Source organism: Lacinutrix sp. MEBiC02404, from assembly GCF_053601575.1.
In genome coordinates, this window is the sequence record NZ_JBSHNV010000171.1 from 1 (window position 1) to 206 (window position 206).

At 38.8% G+C, this 206-nt stretch carries 1 protein-coding gene; it reads left to right on the forward strand.

Features of this window, described 5'->3' with window-relative positions; genetic code table 11:
• A partial coding sequence (locus tag ACVCXO_RS09165; protein WP_452229292.1) for a hypothetical protein occupies window positions 1-206 on the forward strand: 206 nt, incomplete at both ends.

A 206-nucleotide genomic window follows, 5' to 3' on the forward strand; every position in this document is an offset into this window, starting at 1 on the left:
TATGTATTTACGAACCTTGCTTCTACTTGTGGAGCTGGTGGTACTATTCTAGTTACGTATACCGTAGCTGATGATTGTGGTAATGAAACCATACTTACTGCAACGCTTACGCTTGAAGATTCTATCGGTCCTGACTTAACGGCTTGTACTGTAATAGACGAAACTATAGAATGTAATGGTACAGATAACGAAACAATTGCTAACGA